The sequence below is a fragment of the Erwinia phyllosphaerae genome (assembly GCF_019132875.1).
GTDB classification, from domain to species: Bacteria; Pseudomonadota; Gammaproteobacteria; order Enterobacterales; family Enterobacteriaceae; genus Erwinia; species Erwinia phyllosphaerae.
In genome coordinates, this window is record NZ_JAHSPF010000009.1 from 102,690 (window position 1) to 119,210 (window position 16,521).

General features: G+C 56.6%; 17 protein-coding genes. 6 read left to right on the forward strand and 11 right to left on the reverse strand.

The genetic code is table 11. From position 1 onward, the window contains the following. Positions 1–168: 168 nt before the first annotated feature. Both KUE00_RS15960 and KUE00_RS15965 read right to left on the reverse strand, forming a co-directional pair. Positions 169–1,434: a Gfo/Idh/MocA family protein gene (locus KUE00_RS15960; RefSeq protein WP_246760881.1), complete on the reverse strand. Its 1,266-nt coding sequence runs from the start codon at positions 1,432–1,434 to the stop codon at positions 169–171. Between the two features lie 17 nt (positions 1,435–1,451). Beyond that, the gene (locus KUE00_RS15965; RefSeq protein WP_246760882.1) at positions 1,452–2,129 is read right to left on the reverse strand and encodes a YoaK family protein; all 678 of its coding nucleotides are present in this window, start codon (positions 2,127–2,129) and stop codon (positions 1,452–1,454) included. Positions 2,130–2,406: 277 nt separating this feature from the next. Here KUE00_RS15965 and rlmG point away from each other — a divergent pair, with 277 nt between their 5' ends. After that, positions 2,407–3,534, forward strand: a complete 1,128-nt coding sequence (gene rlmG / locus KUE00_RS15970; RefSeq protein ID WP_246760883.1) for a 23S rRNA (guanine(1835)-N(2))-methyltransferase RlmG — start codon at positions 2,407–2,409, stop codon at positions 3,532–3,534. Here rlmG and KUE00_RS15975 read toward each other — a convergent pair. The 6 genes from KUE00_RS15975 to galB all read right to left on the reverse strand — a co-directional run bounded on the left by KUE00_RS15975 (position 3,531) and on the right by galB (position 9,851). Beyond that, positions 3,531–4,250, reverse strand: coding sequence for a purine nucleoside phosphorylase YfiH/LACC1 family protein (locus KUE00_RS15975; protein ID WP_246760884.1), 720 nt, complete (start codon positions 4,248–4,250; stop codon positions 3,531–3,533). The two genes, rlmG and KUE00_RS15975, sit on opposite strands and share 4 nt — an antisense overlap. Positions 4,251–4,322: 72 nt before the next feature. Then, positions 4,323–6,332 carry an oxidoreductase gene (locus KUE00_RS15980; protein WP_246760885.1) on the reverse strand — a complete coding sequence of 670 codons (2,010 nt, stop codon included), beginning with the start codon at positions 6,330–6,332 and terminating at the stop codon, positions 4,323–4,325. A 93-nt stretch (positions 6,333–6,425) separates the two neighbouring features. Then, on the reverse strand, positions 6,426–7,307 hold the full coding sequence (locus KUE00_RS15985; RefSeq protein WP_246760886.1) for an NAD(P)-dependent oxidoreductase: 882 nt from the start codon (positions 7,305–7,307) through the stop codon (positions 6,426–6,428). After that, positions 7,307–8,401, reverse strand: coding sequence for a 4-oxalomesaconate tautomerase (locus KUE00_RS15990; protein WP_246760887.1), 1,095 nt, complete (start codon positions 8,399–8,401; stop codon positions 7,307–7,309). Before KUE00_RS15990 ends, KUE00_RS15985 begins: the two co-directional genes overlap by 1 nt. 2 nt (positions 8,402–8,403) lie before the next feature. After that, positions 8,404–9,117, reverse strand: coding sequence for a 4-carboxy-4-hydroxy-2-oxoadipate aldolase/oxaloacetate decarboxylase (locus KUE00_RS15995; protein ID WP_246760889.1), 714 nt, complete (start codon positions 9,115–9,117; stop codon positions 8,404–8,406). Then, complete coding sequence (gene galB / locus KUE00_RS16000; protein ID WP_246760891.1) at positions 9,114–9,851, reverse strand: 4-oxalmesaconate hydratase; 738 nt, start codon at positions 9,849–9,851, stop codon at positions 9,114–9,116. Before galB ends, KUE00_RS15995 begins: the two co-directional genes overlap by 4 nt. Before the next feature lie 126 nt (positions 9,852–9,977). Between galB and KUE00_RS16005 the strand changes: the two genes are divergently transcribed. Then, positions 9,978–11,201 carry a LysR family transcriptional regulator gene (locus KUE00_RS16005; protein ID WP_246760893.1) on the forward strand — a complete coding sequence of 408 codons (1,224 nt, stop codon included), beginning with the start codon at positions 9,978–9,980 and terminating at the stop codon, positions 11,199–11,201. 392 nt (positions 11,202–11,593) lie between these two features. Here KUE00_RS16005 and KUE00_RS16010 read toward each other — a convergent pair whose 3' ends face one another. Both KUE00_RS16010 and KUE00_RS16015 read right to left on the reverse strand, forming a co-directional pair. Further along, the gene (locus tag KUE00_RS16010) at positions 11,594–12,853 is read right to left on the reverse strand and encodes a gallate dioxygenase (RefSeq protein ID WP_246760895.1); all 1,260 of its coding nucleotides are present in this window, start codon (positions 12,851–12,853) and stop codon (positions 11,594–11,596) included. 15 nt (positions 12,854–12,868) lie between these two features. Then, the gene (locus KUE00_RS16015) at positions 12,869–14,248 is read right to left on the reverse strand and encodes an MFS transporter (RefSeq protein ID WP_246760896.1); all 1,380 of its coding nucleotides are present in this window, start codon (positions 14,246–14,248) and stop codon (positions 12,869–12,871) included. 648 nt (positions 14,249–14,896) lie between these two features. On the opposite strand from KUE00_RS16015, the gene KUE00_RS16020 reads away from it, so the two are divergent. The 3 genes from KUE00_RS16020 to KUE00_RS16030 all read left to right on the forward strand — a co-directional run bounded on the left by KUE00_RS16020 (position 14,897) and on the right by KUE00_RS16030 (position 15,750). Next, positions 14,897–15,052 (forward strand): Hok/Gef family protein, encoded by a 156-nt coding sequence (locus KUE00_RS16020; protein ID WP_246760897.1) that lies wholly within the window; start codon positions 14,897–14,899, stop codon positions 15,050–15,052. Between the two features lie 119 nt (positions 15,053–15,171). Further along, a complete protein-coding gene (locus KUE00_RS16025; protein WP_246760900.1) occupies positions 15,172–15,330 on the forward strand; it encodes a hypothetical protein in 159 nt (52 codons plus the stop codon). Between the two features lie 300 nt (positions 15,331–15,630). Next, positions 15,631–15,750 carry a Hok/Gef family protein gene (locus tag KUE00_RS16030; protein WP_416706462.1) on the forward strand — a complete coding sequence of 40 codons (120 nt, stop codon included), beginning with the start codon at positions 15,631–15,633 and terminating at the stop codon, positions 15,748–15,750. Positions 15,751–15,854: 104 nt separating this feature from the next. On the opposite strand, the gene KUE00_RS16035 is transcribed toward KUE00_RS16030, so the two are convergent. After that, complete coding sequence (locus KUE00_RS16035) at positions 15,855–16,016, reverse strand: hypothetical protein (RefSeq protein WP_246760902.1); 162 nt, start codon at positions 16,014–16,016, stop codon at positions 15,855–15,857. A 288-nt stretch (positions 16,017–16,304) separates the two neighbouring features. Here KUE00_RS16035 and KUE00_RS16040 point away from each other — a divergent pair, with 288 nt between their 5' ends. Then, the gene (locus KUE00_RS16040) at positions 16,305–16,424 is read left to right on the forward strand and encodes a Hok/Gef family protein (protein ID WP_416706462.1); all 120 of its coding nucleotides are present in this window, start codon (positions 16,305–16,307) and stop codon (positions 16,422–16,424) included. Positions 16,425–16,521: the final 97 nt, after the last annotated feature.

Sequence of the window (16,521 nt, forward strand, 5' to 3'; positions counted from 1 at the left end):
CCGGGACGTTGTTGGTTTATCGCGACTACGGCAGATAGCGCTATATGCGTGCCGGGTGCTGCCTGCCCAGGCTAATCGCCCGGCCAGCAGGCAGCTCCTTGTCTCAGCGATAAAAGTCAGAAACTTCTCGCGCTCTAATCTCTGTGTACCAGTGGTCACCGCTCCCGATTATCTTGCAGAGCGCTCGGCGATTTTCAGCGGCGGATGCGGCGAATCGTGGGTAAACCTCACCGGCACGCCCTTGCGTGCGGAGCGATAAATCGCCTCCATCAGAATATGATCCTGTAGCCCTTCTTCGCCAGGCGAATACGGCGTGGCGTCATGCAGCACGCAATGCGCGAAATGGTCAATCTCCAGCGTAAACTGATTCTTTGGCGACAGCCGCAGCTCGTTCACCTGTTCAGACTGCTCATGGCGCTGCGCAACCTGCAAACGCTGGCCCTCATAGGCAAAAGCGTTATCCAGTGCGATCCAGCCTTTCTCCAGCCGAATACGCATATCTTTCGCCTCGTGCGTACCGTAGCTGCTGAAACAGTTGGCGATAGCGCCCGATGGAAAACGCAGCGTAAAGGCTATCGTTTCTTCCACTTCGCTAAAGCGGTCGTCGTCGGTGGGATTAATAATCTGCGCGTAAACCTCGATCGGATCTTCCGCCAGCATGGTGCGCACGCCGTTCAGGCAGTAGAGGCCGATATCGGGCAATACGCCGCCGCCGGAAAGCGCCGCGCGCATCCGCCACTGATCGCCCGGCCCCTGAACCTGACTGGTGATGGCTTCTATTACGCGCGGCTGGCCCAGCTCGCCGCTTTGCGTCAGGCGCGCCGCCTCAACGTTAAACAGCTCGTGCTGGCAGCGATAGGCAATCATCAGCTTCACTTTCGCCTGCTGGCAGGCGGCAATCATTTCGCGCGCCTCGTCCGGCGTGTTGGCCATCGGCTTTTCGCAAAGAACGTGCTTGCCCGCTTTAGCCGCCGCGACAACGTGATCGCGGTGCAGCCCGTTTGGCGTCACGACATAAACCGCCTGAATCTTCTGATTATCGGCCATCTTGTGCATTTCGTCATAACGGTAGATAGCATTGGGATCGATACCGTATTGCCGGGCTACCGCCTGCGCTTTTTCGGGCCGATCGGAAACCAGCGCCACGGGACGGGCAAACTGGCTCTCGTTCAGCGCGGGCAGGATCTGGTTTAAAGAGAGACGTCCGAGGCCAACGATGGCAATACCTAAACGCTCATCCGGCGGCAGCGGCGTGGCGGGCTGCGGCTCCGGCCTGTCGGCTGCGCCTTTCCAGTTCTCAAAGGTGACGGCATGGTCGGCGACCTGGCCGACATCAATAGCGTTGGGTGAAAGCGCTTTGCCAGCGGCCGGTAGCGCTGGCCCGGTTTTCGTGCCCGGCCCGGAAGGGGCGTAATGACGCTGAGTTTTAGACATGCGGATCTCCGTTGAAATTAAGATGAATGCTGCTGCGCGGCACGCTGTTTCAGCTTATGCGTCAACACAAAATGGTTAGCGGTAACGACAGCCGCCAGCGCAAGGCACCAGAGCGGCACGGCAAGCAGGGCGGATGCGGCGAAGTGACTATCAAGCAGCGCACCGAAAAAAGCGGCGATAATCCAAATCAGCCAGCGTAACGCGTAGTTTCCGGCGCTGCGGAATTGTCCGGCGGCCAGCGCCCGACCCAGCCTGACCAGCGTGCCGGTCATAAAGGTGACGCCCGCTTCGCTACGGCGAACCTGATTCAGCGTGCCCATCGCCGCACTAATTAACAGCACAGGGCCTAAAGAAAACTTCTCGCTGGTAAAAGGGCAGGCCAGCGCCAGCAGTACGGCGACCAGCAGCAGTAACAGCGGCGCGCGCCACGAGGCCGCTTTGTTGCCCAGCCAGGCCGCCAGCGTGGTTCCGGCGATAAAAGTCAGTACGATGGTTAACAGCGGCAGCGCTTTCGCCAGATCGCCCTGTTGAAAAAAACGCGCCATTTTGGAGCTATTGCCGGTCATATAGACCGCCAGCATCTCTTTGCTGTGCAGGTAGAGCAGCGCATCAGTGACGCCTGCGGCGGCAACCAGGAGCCAGACGAACAGCGTGGTGGATTCAAAACGATACGGCTTAATCACTACAGTTAACACAGCCGTGCTGCGCTCCAGGCTATTTACGTATAATCAAATATATAGGTAACAATCAGGCCTGGCGCGAGCGAAGCGGCGCGATGGATTACAGGCGCTATTGGAAAAAAGCAGAAATTTCAGTCGATAAGGATATGAAAAAAAGAGTCGATCACGGCTGGCGGTACCTGGCGAAAAAAGCGTGATAAGGCTCCCAAAGCGCCACTGATTAAGAAAAAAGTTTACTGTCGGCCCGTTTTAGGGGATAACTCGCGGGAATTTTTATCCTGCCGGAGATCCCATGAGCCAACTCGAACTGAGCCACCGCACGCTGACGCTGCATCGTTTCCCCCAGATGCGCGACGAAAGCCCGCTGCAGGCGTGGGACGCCGCCGATGAATATCTGCTGAAGCAGGTAAGCGAAACGCCCGCTAACGGCGCGACGTTAATCTTCAACGACACCTTTGGCGCGCTGGCCTGCGCGCTGGTGGGCGAAGAGCTTTTCAGTATTAGCGACTCGTGGATTAGCCAGCAGGCGACGAGGCAAAACCTGATGGAAAACGGCATGGATGAAGCCGACGTGCATTTTCTGGACAGTCTGGCAAAGCTGCCCGAAAATCCGGCTCGCGTGCTGATTAAAATCCCTAAGACTATGGCTTTGCTGGAGCAGCAGCTGCGCGCGCTGCGGCTGGTCGTAACGCCGGAAACGCAGGTTATCGCTGCGGGCAAGGCAAAGGATATTCATACCTCAACGCTTCAGCTGTTTGAACGCGTGCTGGGCAAAACCACCACTTCGCTGGCGGTAAAAAAAGCGCGCCTGATCTACTGCACGCCAGATCTGCCTGCGCTGGCCGACGGGGCTGAAACCTACGCCTGGCCGCTGGACGGCACCGATTATCATATTCATAACCATGCCAACGTCTTTGCCCGCAGCGGGCTGGACGTCGGTGCGCGCTTCTTTATGGCGCATCTGCCGGACAACATCGATGGCGAAATTGTCGATCTGGGCTGCGGTAACGGCGTGATTGGTCTGATTGCGCTGGAACAGAATCCGCAGGCCGAGGTGCATTTTGTTGATGAATCCTGGATGGCGGTAGCCAGCAGCCGCATGAATGTGGAAGTTAACCGGCCAGAGGATTTAGCCCGCAGCCACTTTGCGGTGAACAACGCGCTGGCCGGTTTTCCTTCCGATCGCCTGCATGCGGTGCTGTGCAATCCACCGTTCCATCAGCAAAACACGCTGACCGATCATATCGCCTGGCAGATGTTCCGCGACGCGCGTCGCTGTCTGCAATATGGCGGCGAGCTGCGCATCGTGGGTAATCGTCATCTTGATTACTATCGCAAAATGAAAAAGCTGTTCGGCAACTGCACCACCGTCGCTTCCAACCAGAAGTTTGTGATCCTGCGTTCGGTCAAGCTGCGCTAGTTGCTTAGCCGTTTAATCCAGGAATATCGCTGTTGATAGCCATGCTGAAAATGGCCGTTGCGGCGATAGCTGGCCTGCTCTTCCGCCATACAGTAGGTGCAGATTTGGCTTAGCTCAATCTGCGCTTCCGGCACGCCTTCCCGCATTGCCATCCGTTTAGCCAGCTGCGGTAAATCGAACCAGATGCCCTGCGTCGTGGCAACGGCCTGCGCCCTTACCGCGTGCGGGTTCAGATATTGTCTGGTGGAAAAGGCCAGCAGCGGTCGCAGGTTATTGGGATTTTCCTGTCCGATCGCCGTCAGACGATCCTCGCCCAGCTCATAGCAGCAAGGCCCAATCGCTGGCCCGATAGCAATATATAAGCTTTCCGGCGTGGCACCGCGTTCGCAAAGCAGACGAAGCGCATTAATCAGTACGCCTTTCAGCGCGCCGTTAAGGCCTGCATGCACGGCGGCGACCTGCCGTTGCCTGCTGTCGGCAATCAGCACCGGCAGGCAGTCAGCGGTATAAACGGCGACGGGACGCGATCCTGTGCCGATCAGGCCGTCCGCCTCATGGCTTTTTACCGGCAGAGCTTCGCTGTCCAGCAGCACGGTTGCGCTGTGGCGCTGCTGGTTCAGAACGCTCTCCGGCGGCGGCGGTTCACCGGCAGGCTGAAAGGCGTGATCCAGCCAGTCGAAGGAAGAAAGCAGGGCGGAGCGGTAAGCGTGCGGCATCGGGCATCCTTTTCAACATTGAGCAGAAACGATGCCAGCTTAGCCTGGCGGCGGCCTGAAGGGATAGTCTTGTCAGAGACAAAGAGCCAGCCGCGTGCCCTGTTCGATAGCGCGACGCGCGTCCAGCTCCAGCGCTTTATCCGCGCCGCCAATAAGATGCACCGCTATACCGCTGGCCTGAAGCGCTTCCGCCAGCTCGCGGTTTGGCTGCTGGCCCGCACAGATAACCACGTTATCTACCGCCAGTAGCACAGGTTTGCCCTGATGCAGAATATGCAGGCCCTCATCGTCAATTTTCAGATACTGCACGTCGCCCCACATAGCGACGCCACGCATTTGCAGGCTGGCGCGGTGGATCCAGCCGGTGGTTTTGCCCAGGCCAGCGCCGGGCTTGCCGGGTTTACGCTGCAGCAGCCAGATTTCCCGCGCGGAGCCTGGCGGTTGCGGCGCGACCAGGCCACCGGGCTGTTGCAGCGTCTGGTCGATGCCCCATTCACGGCAAAAAGCCGCAATGTTCAGGCTGGTGGCTTCGCCATGCTGGCTCAGAAATTCAGCCGTATCGAAACCAATCCCGCCTGCGCCAATAATCGCCACGCGCCGGCCCACGGCTTTTTTATCGCGTAGCACATCCAGATAGCTCAGCACGCAGGGATGATCGATGCCCGCAATTTCCGGGATACGCGGCGAAACCCCGGTTGCCAGAATAACCCGATCGAACGTCAGCAGATCGCTGGCTTCGACCGTATGATCAAGCTTCAGGGTCACGCCGTTCAGCGTCAGCTGGCGGTTAAAATAACGCAGCGTTTCGCTGAACTCCTCTTTGCCGGGGATCTGTCGGGCAATGTTAAACTGGCCGCCAATAGTGGGCGACCGATCAAACAAGGTGACGCGATGGCCGCGCTCGGCGGCATTGACGGCAAAGGCCAGTCCGGCAGGCCCGGCCCCGACGACGGCCAGGTTTTGCGGCTGCTGCGCCGTTATTTTTACCATCTCGGTTTCGTGACAGGCGCGGGGGTTAACCAGGCAGGAAGTCACTTTTCCGGCAAAAATCTGATCGAGGCAGGCCTGGTTACAGCCAATGCAGGTATTAATTTCATCGCTTTTCCCCTGCTGCGCTTTGCTGACGAACGCCGCATCGGCCAGAAAAGGGCGCGCCATCGACACCATATCGGCGCAGCCTTCATCCAGCAGCGCCTGTGCCACCGCAGGATGGTTGATGCGGTTAGTGGTAATCACCGGCAGGGTAAGATGCTGCTTCAGCTGTCTGGTTACCCAGCCAAAAGCGCCGCGCGGCACGGACGTCGCGATAGTGGGAACGCGTGCTTCATGCCAGCCGATGCCGGTATTGATAAGCGTCGCGCCAGCCTGCTCAATGGCCTTCGCCAGCCGCAGCGTCTGGGGTAGCGTGCTGCCTTGCTCCACCAAATCAAGCATCGACAGGCGATAGATAATAATAAAGTTTTCACCGACCGCCTGGCGCACCGCACGAACAATTTCCAGCGCAAAACGGCTGCGCCTTTGCTCATCGCCGCCCCATTCATCGTCGCGCTGGTTGGTTCTGGTCACCAGAAACTGATTAATCAGATACCCTTCCGACCCCATGATTTCCACGCCGTCGTAGCCCGCCTCCTGCGCCAGGCGTGCGCAGCGGGCAAAATCGTCAATAAGCGTTAAGATGGCATGGTGCGTCAGCATTGTCGGCATAAAAGGGTTGATGGGAGCCTGAAGGGCAGAAGGCGCAACCAGCGCGGGCTGATAGCTGTAGCGGCCGGCGTGCAAAATTTGCAGCGCTATTTTTCCGCCAGCCTGATGCACGGCATCGGTGACGATACGGTGATGCGCCAGCTGCCGGGGATGATTGAGTACGGAAGCGCCGGCCATCACCACGCCCTCCGGCGAAGGTGAAATGCCGCCGGTGACGATCAGCGCCACGCCTGCGGCGGCACGCTCCGCATAAAATGCGGCGAGACGGCGTGGCCCGTCAGGATGCTCTTCCAGCCCGGTATGCATCGAGCCCATCAGCACGCGGTTTTTCAACTGCGTGAAACCCAGATTTAAAGGAGAAAAAAGAGAATGGCTCATAGGCGGGGCCGCTAAAGTGGTCGGATGAGTTCACTGTAGCGGCGGCGCAAAAATTCCGAAAGCGTCACGAACAGAAATGTGACGCGCGTCCGGCTAATCGGTTCGAATACGATCCAGCGCCTGCTGCCAGCGGAAAGGCGTTAACTGCTGGTAGCGCACGCCTTTTCTGGCCAGCGCGTCAACCAAACCTTGCTGGGTGCAGGCAATCCCTTCGCTCATTGCCGGAGATACATTGACGTCTTTCAGCGTCTGCACCACTTCCCGCATCTCTTCCGCGCGGCGCTGTCCATGCTCGGCAACGCGACTAACCAGATAATCCGGCAGCGCGTCGTTCCAGCCCAGCGAAGGAAAACTGGCGTGCAGTGAATCCAGTACCGCCTGCTCCACGCCGTACTGCCGGGCGGCGCTCAGGCATTCGGTAGTCAGCGCTTCCAGTCCCTTAATCATGATGCTACGACACATTTTAATAGCCGATGCCTCGCCCACTTCGCGGCTACGGTAGCGGCCGTTAAGCCCCAGCGCAGTTAATTCGGCACTGGCTGTTTCTGCCGTTGGGCCGCCGATCAGCAAGGGTGTCTGCATACCCTTTGGCGGCACGGGTGCCATTACCGCGACGTCGATATAGGCAGCGCCAGCCGCTTCGACAACGCTTGCGGCAGCCTTTTTAGTGGCCGGTGCGACAGAGTTAAGATCGAAAAAAGTCTGGCCGCTTCGCAGATCCGCCGCCGCTTCCTGCGCCACGTTTAGTGCTTCGGCAGCGGTGACGGCAGAAAAGATCAGCCGGGCATCACGTAGCGCATCGCTTAACGAACTGGCGACGCGTACGTTGCAGGCGGCAGCTTTGCTCTCCATTTCCCGACGGGTTGCGGGCTGCGTTAGTTTGCGATCCCAGATGGTGACAGCCGCATTTTTTGCCAGCCCGGCGGCAAAAATAGCCCCCGCTTCGCCAAAGCCAATAATCGTAATCTTGTTCATCACGCTTCTCCATACTGCTCGGGCCAGATGTAACCTGGGATCTGCACATCGCCAGAAAAAATTAGCCTTGCCGTACGCAGCAGGCCCGCACCGGTAAGCTGATGTTGCGAGTCACGCTGAAGCAAAACGCTAAATTCTCCGCCCGGATGCTCCACGCTAAGCCGCTGATCGCGTTCATTACTGATTCTCGCCAGGCCATCCGCCACGCTACCCGGCAGCAGGCAGGCGCTGGCCACGCTGACCGCGCCCAGCACCCCGATTGAAGCGTGGCAGCGGTGCGGAATAAAAGTGCGGCTGCTGATTGTGCCGCCCGCACGCGGTTCAGCCAGCAATGTCATTTTCGGCACGGTGCGCTGGCTAACGTCGCCCAGATTCATGCGCGGGCCTGCCTGCAGGCGAATAGCTTCAAGGTGCGCTTTTAGCTGCTCATCGTTATCCAGCTGCTCGCGAGTTTCGTAGCCGCTGCGCCCAAGATCCGCCGCGCGAAGCAGCACGACCGGCATACCGTTGTCGATACAGGTGACCTGTACACCGTCAAAAAGGTCGCGGACATTGCCGGTCGGCAGCAGCGAGCCGCAGCTCGATCCGGCGATATCGCTAAAATTCAGCAACACTTCCGCTGCGGTGCCCGGCACGCCGTCAATTTGCAAATCGCCGTCGTAGTCGATTTCGCCGTGCGGCGTGGCCAGTTGCGCCGTAGCCAACTGCCCGGTATTTTCCATAAAGATGCGCACTTCGGTAACGGGCCTGCTGGCGGCCACCAGCCCACGCTCCACGGCAAACGGGCCAACCGCAGCCAGGATATTGCCGCAGTTTTGTCCGTAGTCCACGCTGGCCCGATCGACGTTAACCTGAGCGAAAAGATAATCTACATCGGCATCAGGGCGCGTTGACCGACGGATAATCGCCACCTTGCTGGTGAGCGGATCGGCGCCGCCCAGGCCATCGATCTGGCGACGGTCTGGCGATCCCATCACCGCCAGCAGCACGCGATCGCGAAGATCTTTATCCTGCGGGAGATCTTCGGCCAGAAAGCAGGCGGCTTTTGACGTGCCGCCGCGCATCAGCAGACAGGGAATTCGGCGCTGGCGCATGATTACCCCTCCAGATCGTCGAGCGTTTCTACGTAGCGCAGCCCTTTTTCCGCCAGCCGCGCGCGCATCTGATAAATATCCAGGCCCAGCTCGCCATTTGCCATCCGGGCACGTTTGCTCTCTTCCAGCTCTTCACGCTGACGCGCTTTGTCGGCCACGTGCGCGGCATCGGCGCGTGCGACCACCACTACGCCATCGTCGTCGGCCACGATGACATCGCCTGGCATAATCAGCTGTCCGGCACAGACCAGCGGTACGTTAACCGATCCCAGCGTCTCTTTTACCGTGCCCTGAGCGTAAACGGCCCGTGACCAGACGCCAAAATCCATCTCGCGCAGCGTTCGCGTATCGCGTACGCCGTGGTCGGCGATTAGACCCACCACGCCGCGCGCCTGTAGCGAGGTCGCCAGCAGGTCACCAAAAAAGCCATCCAGACAAGGTGAACCAGGCACCGCCACCACGATATCGCCGGGCTGACACTGTTCAACCGCAACGTGAAACATCCAGTTATCGCCCGGTGCCAGCAGTACCGTTATCGCGCTACCGGCCAGGCTTTTGTTCTGCTGAATGGGCCGAATAGCGGGATCGAGCAGCCCTTTGCGGCCCTGGGCTTCATGTACCGTCGCCACGCCCGAAACCGCCAGCGCGGCGATATCCGCCGCATCCGCCCGCTGGATATTACGTACCACTACGCCTTTCTGCGTAAGACCTTTCATGACAGATCCTCCGTTACGCGTGGGAAGATGCTTTGGTAGCCTTCGCCGTAAATGATATCGCGTGCCGCCGTGATACCAACGTTACGTTTAGCCTGCACGCCTCGCTGCTGCGCCACGCGGGTATAGTATTCCCACAAATGTTCCTGACCGGCCATGCACTGGATAGCAGCATACTTTTTATCCCAGACGCTGGTGATATCCAGCAGAACGTCCGGCTTCCAGTGGCACTGTTCCGGCTGATGCGGTTCAAAGCAGTAAACGGGCGGCGCCGCGATAATTTTTTCGCCGGGGCGATAGCCTTCCGCCTGGGCAATGATACGGGCTTCCTGCGCCAGGTTTGTCGCCATAGGGTGATCGTAGTTATAAGGATCGTGCAGAGAATGGGTCAGCACGAAATGCGGCTGGATGCGACGATAGACGTCGGCCAGGCGAAACAGTGCCTCTTTATCGGCGCGTAACGGATAGTCGCCCATATCAAAAAATTCGATGCTGGCACCAAGAATATCAGCGGCAGCCTGGGCTTCTGAGCGTCGCGCCTGCTTCACTTTTTCTTCCGTCATTTCGCCTTTGCGCCAGAGTTTGGCCGATTCGCCGCGCTCGCCAAAAGAGAGGCAGACAACGTGTACCTGATAACCCTGCTGCTGGTGCAGCGCAATGGCACCGCCAGCTCGCCAGACAAAATCAGCGGAATGGGCGCTGACCACCAGCGCGGTTTTTATCGAAGTTTCAGTCATGTCCAGGCTCCTTTGCGTTTTCTTTATGCTGGCACTTCGCTCCGGCTGACGATAATTCATTTGATTGCAGCAGGTATGCGTTTTATTTATATTGCCGATTGGGTCACGCAAAAGACGAGGCGAAAAATGGTGCAGCAAGTCGACCGGCAGGAACTGATAAACCTGATGCAGGTCAGAGCTTTTTGTCAGGTAGTGACGCACGGCAGCGTATCGAAGGCGGCAAATGAATTATTTCGTACCCAGTCGGCTATTACGCGGGCCATTCACGATCTGGAAGAGACGTTGTCCACGCCGCTGTTTGAACGTCATGCGGGCGGAATGCGGCTGACCGATGCCGGGAAATGTATTTTGCCGCGAGCGGAGAGGGCGCTGGCGGAGCTGCACCTGATCCCGCAACTGCTGGCCCGGCTTTCCGGAAAAAACTGGCGAGGCGAATCTGAACCGCTGTGGTTGTTTAACGTCCGCCGCCTGCAAATTTTCGTTACCCTTTGCCAGACGCGACACATGCAGACGGTGGCAATGAAGCTGGGGCTGAGCCAGCCTGCCGTCAGCGCCGCGCTGAAAGTATTGGAAAACGGCGCGCAAACGGCACTGCTGGAACGTTCACCGCGCGGCATGGCCCCTTCGCTGGCCGGACAGGAAATTGAACCTTCCATCCGTCGTGCGCTAAACGAGCTACGCCATATCCCTGCCGATCTTGCTGCAAGAAAAGGAATTTTGCAGGGAACGGTCAGGATTGGGGCGCTACCGCTGGGCAGAACGCGACTGCTGCCGCAGGCCATCGTAAAGCTGACCAGCCGCTATCCCGGTGTCAGAGTGGTAACCAGCGAAAGCGCGTGGGAAATGCTGAGCGCGGAGATGCGCTCTGGCGATATCGATTTTATTTTTGGCGCGTTGCGAGACAGCAACACCCTTAAGGACATCAGCAGCGAAACGCTTTTTTCGGAAGAAATGGTGCTGGTGGCCCGACGCGACCATCCTTTAACCCGGCAGCCGCTTGACCTTCAGATGCTGCGCGAAGCGCGTTGGGTGCTGCCGCGTTCCGCCACGCCCGCCCGCCACCTGCTCGACAGCTGTTTTAATGCGATGGGCATGCCCGCGCCCGATCCGGTGGTGGAAAGCGGCGATCTGGCGCTAGTGCGCGGCCTGCTGCGTGATTCCGATATGCTGACCGCCGTTTCGGCGCATCAGCTGGAAGTGGAGCTGGCATCGGGAGAACTGGTAGCGCTGCCGACAGCCCTGCTGGATACCCGGCGGGCCATCGGCCTGAGCTATCGTGCAGGCTGCCTGCATTCACCTGCGGCACAAGCGCTGATTGGTTTTCTGCGCGAGGTTTGCCAGCCTGGGTAAAAGATACGTCGCGAACGCGCATCGGATGATCGCCTCGGCAGGCAAATCTGTCAGGCTGGTTTTCCTGCTGCGGAACAAAGCATCTATATCAGGCCGGTTTTCCTGCTACGGAGCAAAGCATCTACATCAGGCCGGTTTTCCTGCTACGGAATAAAGCACCTACATCAGACCGGTTTACCTGCTACGGAGCAATGCATCTATATCAGGCCGGTTTTCCTGCTGCGGAACAAAGCGCTTACATCAGGCTGGTTTTCCTGCTGCGGAACAATGCATCTACATCAGGCCGGTTTGCCTGCTACGGAATAAAGCACCTATATCAGGCCGGTTTTTCTGCTACGGAACAAAGCATCTACATCAGGCCGGTTTTTCTGCTGCTGAGCAAAGCGCTTATATCAGGCTGGTTTGCCTGCTACGGAATAAAGCACCTGCTGATTGCGCGTTTTCTGGAATTCTTCCAGCGACTGGCCGCGCATCGCCGAGTAGATATGCAGATTGGAAACGCCAACTACCGCGCCCAGCTTTTCCAGCAGGAAAAAGCTGACGCCATAATGGATCATGCCGCGCCAGTCGAGCTTGTTCAGCAGCTGCTGTTCTTCCTTAGTCAGCCCCGCTTCGTCATACAGCGCCTGCGGCGTAGCTTTAAAACGTTCGCGCCAGGCTGGCTGGATCATTTTGTGCAGGAAGCGGTTAATACGTAATGCCTTCAGGCTGCGCGCTTGTGTAAAAGGCCAGGTTCCCGGCAGTTTCTCAACGCCGCTAAGCTGTAGGTTAATTTTGTCGCGCTGGCGCTGATGGACTTCCGCCGGCGCTTCTCTGGACTGGTTTTCCAGAATCAGCGTGGCGATGCCGGTCATTGAAGGCAGATAGTAAGCCTGATGCAGCTTCTCAACCTGTGCCGACAGCGCGCCGCGCATAATCAACCACATAATGACTTCAGCGCCTTCCAGCCCGCCAAGCGTGGCGTATTCCGCCAGGGTAATTTCGGTCAGGCGCTGCGGGTCGTTAACCAGCATATCGACAAACTGCGCGTCCCAGTCCGGATTATTAAAACCGCAGCGTTCGCCGTGCACCTGATGTGAAACGCCGCCCGTCGCGACAATCGCAACCTTAAGATCTTCGGGATAGCTTTCGATAGCGCGACGTAGCGCCTGGCCCAGCTTGTAGCAGCGCGCCGCGCTTGGAATAGGGAACTGCAATACGCCAACCTGTAATGGGACAATCTGCATCGGCCAGCCGTTTTCGTAAGGTAACAGCGCCGAAAGCGGCGAAAATAGCCCGTGGTCCAGCGGCTTGTCCTGAAAGAATGACATATCAAATTCATCCGCCATCAGGCTGGAACCGATATGCTGAGACAGCTCCGCATGGCCCTGCACGGGAGGCAGATCGCGTGGACCACCGCCTTCGTCCGCCACCGCATAGCTACTGTCGATGCCGAGCGTAAAAGCGGAATAGTGATCGAAGAAAAAAGAAGTGACATGATCGTTAAAGACATAGACCAACACATCCGGCTTTTTTTCTTCCAGCCAGCGCTGCATGGGTGCGAAGCCATCAAAAATAGGTGACCAGGCCGCTTCCTTCTGCTTATGGTGATCAACGGCAAAGCCAATAGTAGGCGTATGTGAAACCGCCAGTCCGCCAATAATTTTCGCCATTTTAAGCCTCTTCACTTATCGGTTATTGAAGGTGCGCGACAGGGCTGGCAGATCGTTCAGCCCGGCGCCTTTTATCTGCCGGGAAATCCGGACGTTTTTGTGTTGAATAATGGACAGCGCCGCTAACAGAGCCGGCAGCGCTAAAATGATAAAAATCGTCGACTGGCCTGGAAAGATTCCCAGCAGCACGCCGCCCAGCGAGGAACTAAGTATTGCCCCGCTGCGGCCAACACCGTGCATCCAGCATACGCCAGTGGCGCGCATTTCCGTGGGGTAGAAGACAGGAGAAAAAGCCTGTAGGCCATTTTGCGCGCCGTTAATACAGATGCCGCTGATAAACACCAGCACTGCCAGCGCGGCGGGACCAAAACCCCAGATACCTTGCACCAGCAGACAGATACAGCCCGCCAGATAAAACAGGCCAATAACATATTTGGCTTTCAGGCGATCCATCAATGCGCCGACCAGCAGGCCTCCGAGCGCGCCACCCAGTTGAAAAAGCCCGGAGACAATGGCAGCGCGTTCAAGCGATACGCCGCCGGAACGCAGAATGGTAGGCAGCCAGCCGTTCAGCAGATAGATCACAAACAGGCCCATAAAATAGGTCAGCCAGAGGATCAGCGTACCGCGTGCGTAGCCACCGGAAAAAAGCTGTAAAACGCGTGCTTTTTTCGGCATCACCGGCGCATGCAGCACAAAAGCAGTAGCAGCGGTAAAATGCCCGCCGATCTTATTGAGCGTGGCGGCTATTTTTTCGCGGCTAACCTTATTCACCACCATATACATGGCGGATTCCGGCAGCATAAAAAGGAGCACGGGCAGCATTAACAGCGGTACCACGCCGCCAAAAATCAGTACCGATTGCCAGCCAAAATGGGGCAGCAGCGCGGCGGCAATAAAGCCGCTCATGCCGGAGCCAATATTAAATCCGCCATACATGATGGCAATCGCCAGGCTGCGACGGCGTTCCGGCATATATTCCGCCAGTAGCGTGACGCAGTTCGGCATAACGGCCCCCAGCCCTAGCCCGGTCAAAAAACGCAGCAAAGCCATTTCGAAGGGCGAACGGGCAAAAGCGCTGGCCAGGCTAAAGCAGGCAAAACCGCTAATGGCGAGCAGCAGGATCTTTTTACGTCCATAGCGATCCGACCAGGGCCCGGCAATCAGCGCGCCAAGCGCTACACCAAACATCGCCGCGCCCAGAATTGGCCCCATTTCGCTACGGGATATATTCCAGCTCTCAATCAGGGCCGGAGCGATAAATCCCATCACGGCGGCATCATAGCCGTCAAAAAAGATGATGGTGAAACACAGGGCTAAAATCAGCCACTGTTTTGCGGAGATGGGGCGGGAATCAATCCACGCTTTCACATCAACAATGTTGTTATCGCTCATAAGCACGCTCTCTGTTTTTTTTATCAATGCCGGGTCTGAGTAAAAAAAATGCTCTGGTCCCAGGACTGACAGCAGGCTTTAAAAAAACTGTTTGAGGTAAGGGTTGTTGTATTTTTTTATATAAAACAAATAATTAAATTTAATGCATTGCGAGCTGGCCATACCAAATTAGGCGGCAGGCTGGCCTTTGTCTGCCATAAAATGGTTATAGAGATATGAGTTTTGTTTATTGTGTGAGGCGCATCGCTTTCTGTGGTGTCGTTAATCGAGCCGGACGGGACCATTTCTGAGAATGGTGTATTGCCAGCTAAAGATGGGTAGATGATTTGGTCGTTACGCAATTGGCAAAAGTGAGTTGTAAAGAGGTAAAGGCGCTATTTTTGCACGAGTTTGCATTTAGTGATTAAACCTGGAGACGCTGTTGCACGGTTTATCGAGTGCTCACGCAACTCTGGCTTTTGTCGCTGGGATAAAAGAAGAAGGGGAGTAAACTGCGCGGCGGGTGCTCTGGATCTTTCGGTCCTGAGCATACGCAAGGGACAGAAAGAGAAAGACCCCACCTGATAAAATCAAAGTGAGGTCAACCCTTATGCGTAGCAACATAAAGGTAGCCTTTTACCTGCTGAAAAGCAACGGAGGAGGAAGCCAGTGAAGGCAGCAAAGTTACTCTTTTTGAGCCTGATCGTATTCTGTGTAACGCTGTTGATATTTACATGGATAACGCGCGGCTCACTGTGTGAACTCAACATCAGACAGGGAGAAACGGAGGTTGTCGCCAGCCTGGCTTACGAAGCCGGAAGGTAAGGGCAACCCGGCGGCGGGATCCGTCCCGCCGGCCGGATGTTGCGGCATGATCCGCGAGCACCCTTTCTATTTTTCCGCTGCCAGATTACTCAGGCATAAAATCATTATTCAGGTTTTAAATGACTTACGCTTTTATCGGTATCGGTATCGGTATCGGTATCGGTATCGGTATCGGTATCGGTATCGGGATTGGTGTCGGTATCGGTGTCGGTGTCGGTATCGGTATCGGTATCAATGTCGGTGTCGGGATTGGTTCGGCCGTCAGGACAATCTTTTGAACGGGCCGACAATTTTTCATTAAACCCGAATACGCTGTTGCACGGTTTATCGAGTGCTCACGCAACTCTGGCTTTTGTCGCTGGGATAAAAGAAGAAGGGGAGTAAACTGCGCGGCGGGTGCTCTGGATCTTTCGGTCCTGAGCATACGCAAGGGACAGAAAGAGAAAGACCCCACCTGATAAAATCAAAGTGAGGTCAACCCTTATGCCCAACAACATAAAGGTAGTCCTTTACCCGCTGAAAAGCAACGGAGGAGGAAGCCAGTGAAGGCAGCAAAGTTACTCTTTTTGAGCCTGATCGTGTTCTGTGTAACGCTGTTAATATTTACATGGATAACGCGCGGCTCACTGTGTGAACTCAACATCAGACAGGGAGAAACGGAGGTTGTCGCCAGCCTGGCTTACGAAGCCGGAAGGTAAGGGCAACCCGGCGGCGGGATCCGTCCCGCCGGCCGGATGTTGTAGCATGATCCGCGAGCACCCTTTCTATTTTTCCGCTGCCAGATTACTCAGGCATAAAATCATTATTCAGGTTTTAAATGACTTACGCTTTTATCGGTATTGGTATTGGTATTGGTATTGGTATTGGTATTGGTATTGGTGTCGGTGTCGGTGTCGGTGTCGGTGTCGGTGTCGGTATTGGGATTGGTTCGGCCGTCAGGACAATCTTTTGAACGGGCCGACAATTTTTCATTAAACCCGAATACGTCGTTGCACGGTTTATCGAGTGCTCACGCAACTCTGACTTTTGTCGCTGGGATAAAAGAAGAAGGGGAGTAAACTGCGCGGCGGGTGCTCTGGATCTTTCGGTCCTGAGCATACGCAAGGGACAGAAAGAGAAAGACCCCACCTGATAAAATCAAAGTGAGGTCAACCCTTATGCTCCACAACATAAAGGTAGTCCTTTACCCGCTGAAAAGCAACGGAGGAGGAAGCCAGTGAAGGCAGCAAAGTTACTCTTTTTGAGCCTGATCGTGTTCTGTGTAACGCTGTTGATATTTACATGGATAACGCGCGGCTCACTGTGTGAACTCAACATCAGACAGGGAGAAACGGAGGTTGTCGCCAGCCTGGCTTACGAAGCCGGAAGGTAAGGGCAACCCGGCGGCGGGATCCGTCCCGCCGGCCGGATGTTGCGGCATGATCCGCGAGCACCCTTTCGATCTATTTTCCCCGCGGTATTGCAAAAGC